The following is a 4,255-nucleotide window of genomic DNA, read 5'->3' as shown; positions in this document are numbered from 1 at the left end:
CCGGATGGCCCGCAGATCCGGCCCGGCCACCGCGATCGCGTTGCGGATGCCCTGGCTGATGTCGTACGTGTCGACCAGCAGCGTGGTGTCCTTGCCCAGCGTGGCGACCTGGGAGGCGAACGCGGCCCGCTCGTCGTCGTGCAGCAGGGTGAACGCGTGCGCGGAGGTGCCGGCCGTCGGGATGCCGTAGCGCTGCCCGGCGGCCAGGTTGGAGGTGAACCGGAACCCGGCCAGGTACGCGGCCCGCGCCGCCGCGACCGCAGCCTCCTCGTGCGCCCGCCGCGAGCCCATCTCGATCAGGGTCCGGCCGCGGGCGGCGGTGACCATCCGTGCGGCGGCGGCGGCGACCGCGCTGTCGTGGTTGAGCACCGACAGCACCAGCGTCTCCAGCACCACGCACTCGGCGAAGCCGCCGGAGACGGTGAGGATCGGCGAGCCGGGGAAGAAGAGCTCGCCCTCGGCGTAGCCGTCCACGTCGCCGGTGAAGCGGTAGTCGGCCAGCCAGGCCGCGGCTCGCTCGTCGACGATCCCGGCGCCGCGCAGGAAGTCCACCTCCGCCTCGTCGAAGCGGAAGTCGCGGATCAGCTCGACCAGTCGGCCGGTGCCGGCCACCACCCCGTACCGGCGCCCGGCGGGCAGCCGGCGGGTGAACACCTCGAAGACGCAGCGGCGGTCGGCGGTGCCGTCCTGCAGGGCGGCGCTGACCATGGTCAGCTCGTAGTGGTCGGTCAGCAGCGCGGGGCGAAGGGTGCTCACCGCCCCAGCCTAGAGTTCAGTGGGAATCCTCGCCGTCATGGCCCGGGATCGCCCGCAGCGCGGCCCGCAGCTCCGTCCGGCCGGTCACCCCGAGCTTGCTGTAGATCCGCTGGAGGTGGTTCTCCACCGTCCGGGCGGACAGGTAGAGCCGCTCCGCGATGGCCCGGCTCGTCGCCCCGTCCGCCGCGAGCCGCGCCACCTGCCACTCCCGTTCGGACAGCGTCGGCGCGCCGGCCTGCAACGCCGGGGTGCGCAGCAGGTCGCAGCGCCCGAGCAGGCCGGCGAGACGTTCCCGGGCGCCGACGGCCTCGGCGGAGCGTCGCTGCCGCAGCCGGTGCAGGGCCGTGGCGGTCGCCTCGGCCGCGTAGACGTTCAGCTCGAGCGCGGCGAAGCCGTCGGCCACCGCCAGCAGTTCGGCGGCGGAGCCGGTCACCGCCGCCCGGGCGTGCCGGGCCAGCAGCGGAGGCAGCACCCCGTCGACGCGTTCGGAGAGCTCGGCCAGGCGCTGGGCCACCATGCGCCGGGTGCCGTCGGAGCAGGTCGGGCCGGTCGGGGCGGCGGCCTGGTCGAGTCGGACCAGGTCGTGCAGCACGTGCACCTCGTGACCGGCGAAGCCGTCCGCGCGGAGCCGGTCGGCCAGCTCGGTCAGCTGCTTGGTCGCGCCGGGTAGGTCGCCGCCGACCGCGAGCACCGCTCCGCGGGCCTGCTCCAGCCACGGGTAGAGCACCGCCATGCCCGGCGCGTGGGTGCGGTCGGCCTCCGCCATCGCCTCGGCCGCCTGCGCGGCATCGCCCCGCAACGCCGCCGCCTGCGCCCGCTCGGCCTGGGCCAGGCCGGCGTAGACGCGGCTGGTCGCCAGCACCGCGCAGGCCCCCAAGCTGGTCCGTAGGGCGGCGTCGCTCTGGCCGCGCAGCCGGGCCGCGTACGCCTGGAGGATGCCCAGGTAGCCGGTGCCGAGCCGGAAGTCCCCGGCGCCGGCGAGGTCGGCGAACTCGTCCGCCACGATCGCGTCGATGCCGGCGAGGTCCCCGGCGAGCGCCAGCCGGGTGCCCCGGGCCAGCTCCAGGGCCAGCTGGAGGTACGGCATGTCGGCCCGCCAGCGGGCCGCCTCGGCCTGCACCAGGCTGACCGCGGTGGCGCTGCGGCGCAGTTCCCCCTGCGCCGCCTGGAGGTGGGCGACCGTGCAGCGGGCCAGCTCGCGGGCCGAGATGCTGGCCGCCGGCCGGTCCAGCACGGCCTGCCCGAGCCGCAGCGCGGTCGCGGTGTCGAGCCGGTGCAGCCGCATGATCGCCTCGAAGGCACGCACCCGGGCCCGGTCCGCCGAGTCGGTCAGCTCCGCGCCCCGGGCGGCGATCTCCTCGACCGTGGACTCACGGTTCAGTCCCCAGTAGGTGACCATGCCCCGGACGGTGAGCCACCGGCTGAGCCGGGCGTCGCTGCGCACGTCGGCGGCGATCGCGTCGAGCACCTCGATCGCCTCGCCCGGGCGGTCGGCGAACATCAGGATGGTGGCCAGCAGCTCGGCGGCGTGGAACCCGCCGCCCGCGTCGAGCGCCGCCCGCGCCAGCCGGGTCGCCAGTGGTACGTCGTACCGGGCGAACGCCTGCCCGGCCGCTTCGAGCAGCATCGCCGGATCCTGGGCGGTGCCCGAGTCGAGCCGCCAGACCGCCACCCGCAGCAGGTCCTCCCGGCGTCGCTTGCCGACCCGCTCGATCAGTTCGGCGAGGTGGGCCTGCAACCGCCGGGTCCGGGTGACCGGGCACTGCCGACGCATCACCTCGCCGTAGAGCGGATGGGCCAGCCGGACGTTGAGCCTGCGGTCGTGCTGGACGATCGAGATCAGGCCGCGTTCCTCGGCGGTCTCGACGTCGTCGGGGTCCACGGCCTGGTGGAGCAGGTGCAGGCCGAGTGGTTCGCCGAACGCGACCAGCTCGACCACCGCCCGTACGCCGGGGGTCAGTTGGCCGATCCGGGTGTCGACCAGGTCGTTCAGGCTGGGCGCCAGCTCGAACCGGCCGGTCCACTTCCACACCCCGTAGGTGCGGGTCAGCTCCCCGCTGCCCGCGGCCGCGTGCACCAGCTCACGTAGCAGCAGCGGGTTGCCCGCGCAGAGCCGCCCCAGCCGGTCGGCGGAGGTGGCGTCGACCGGGCCCTCCAGGATGGCCGCGAGCAGCCCGGCGGTGTCGGCCGGGTCCATCGGGCTCAGCTCGGCGTGCTCGACGAGGTCGTCGGTCCACAGTGCCCGGATGGGCAGCGGAATCTGCTCGCCGTTGCGCAGGGTGCCGACCACGGTGGCGTTCTCCACCCGGGCGAGGAGGTGCACCAGCGCGGCCGACGGCGGGTCGAGCAGGTGCGCGTCGTCGATCGCGAGCACGATGCGGCGCCCGGCGGCCTGCTGCTGGAGCACCTCCACCGCCCAGCGCAGGATGCCGGCGGGTGACAGGCCCTGCGGCTGTTCGGCCGGGAGCACCTGGACCAGCCCGCCGAACGGCAGGGCCGCCGTGGTGGCGCTGGCCGCGATCGACCAGACCGCGTATTCGTCCCGGGGGAGCGCCGCCACCCCCTCGCGCAGCAGGCGGCTCTTGCCGATGCCCGCGCTGCCGCTGAGGAAGAGCCCTCGTCCCTCCGCGCCGGTCACCGCCGACAACAGACGGTTGTACTCGTCCGTGCGGCCGACGAACCTCCACCGACTCATCGGGGCAGCATATCGACGGAATTCCGTCCGCGCGCATACCGTCACGCTACGAAGTTGAGTAGGCTCGTCATTACCGGTGAGTACCCAAGGTGTTCCGCCGGGGGCCCGGTTCGCCCGTACTCTTCCGGCATCCGGGTGTCGTTACCGGATTTTTCCACGCGAACCGGTTGCCGCCGGTCGCCTGCCCCGGGAGGCCGCTTGCGATGAAGCCGGGTCCTCTCCCTGCCGTCGACGTGTCCGACGAGACCGCCGCCGACCTGCCACGATGCGGGCCGCTGCCCACCCGGCTCGGGGTCACCGAGCCGGGCCCGCACGAGCCGCTGGCGGTGGTGGCCGCCGGCCCGGCCGGCGCAGGCCGGGCCGAGGTGCTCGCCGCCCTGCTCGGGTTGGAGCCGGGCATGCTCGCCGTGCCCGTTGGCAGCTGGCTCGCGGTGCGGCACTCCCAGGTGCCGACCCGGTCGGCGCACGTGCCGGGCTACCGCCAGCCGCACTCGTACGGAGCCGACCGGGTCGCTGCCGGTCCGGCGCTGGCCCGTCCGCCGCGCCGGGTCGAGCTGACCGTGCCCGAGCCGCTGCTGCGGCACTTCAGCCTCGTCGACACGCCGGACACCGGCACCCTCGGCGCGGCCGGCTCTCGGGTGCTGCTCGACGCGGCCGGCCGGGCCGGGGCGGTGCTCTTCGTGATCGCCGCCGACCAGGCCTTCACCGCCGCCGAGCTCCATCTGCTCGCCGAGCTGGCCGGAGCGCCGGTCGAGGTTTTCTTCGCGGTCACTCCGGGCACGACCGGGTGGGCCCCGGTGCCCG

Annotated in this window: 3 protein-coding genes; 1 reads left to right on the top strand and 2 read right to left on the bottom strand. The window is 75.1% G+C overall.

All coding sequences use genetic code 11. The annotated features are described in order from the left end of the window. Positions 1–756 (bottom strand): nicotinate phosphoribosyltransferase (pncB, locus tag NCC78_RS28400; protein WP_250798354.1); only part of this gene is annotated, 756 nt, incomplete at its 3' end. A gap of 16 nt (positions 757–772) precedes the next feature. Further along, positions 773–3,451, bottom strand: coding sequence for a helix-turn-helix transcriptional regulator (locus tag NCC78_RS28395; RefSeq protein ID WP_250798352.1), 2,679 nt, complete (start codon positions 3,449–3,451; stop codon positions 773–775). 233 nt (positions 3,452–3,684) lie between these two features. On the opposite strand from NCC78_RS28395, the gene NCC78_RS28390 reads away from it, so the two are divergent. Further along, positions 3,685–4,255: P-loop NTPase family protein (locus tag NCC78_RS28390; protein ID WP_504921159.1), on the top strand; the 571-nt coding region annotated here is incomplete at its 3' end.

Origin of the sequence: Micromonospora phytophila (assembly GCF_023656545.1) — a bacterium.
GTDB lineage: Bacteria > Actinomycetota > Actinomycetes > Mycobacteriales > Micromonosporaceae > Micromonospora > Micromonospora phytophila.
The sequence above is the reverse complement of the archived record's forward strand: the minus strand, read 5'-3'. Positions and strand labels throughout refer to the sequence as shown.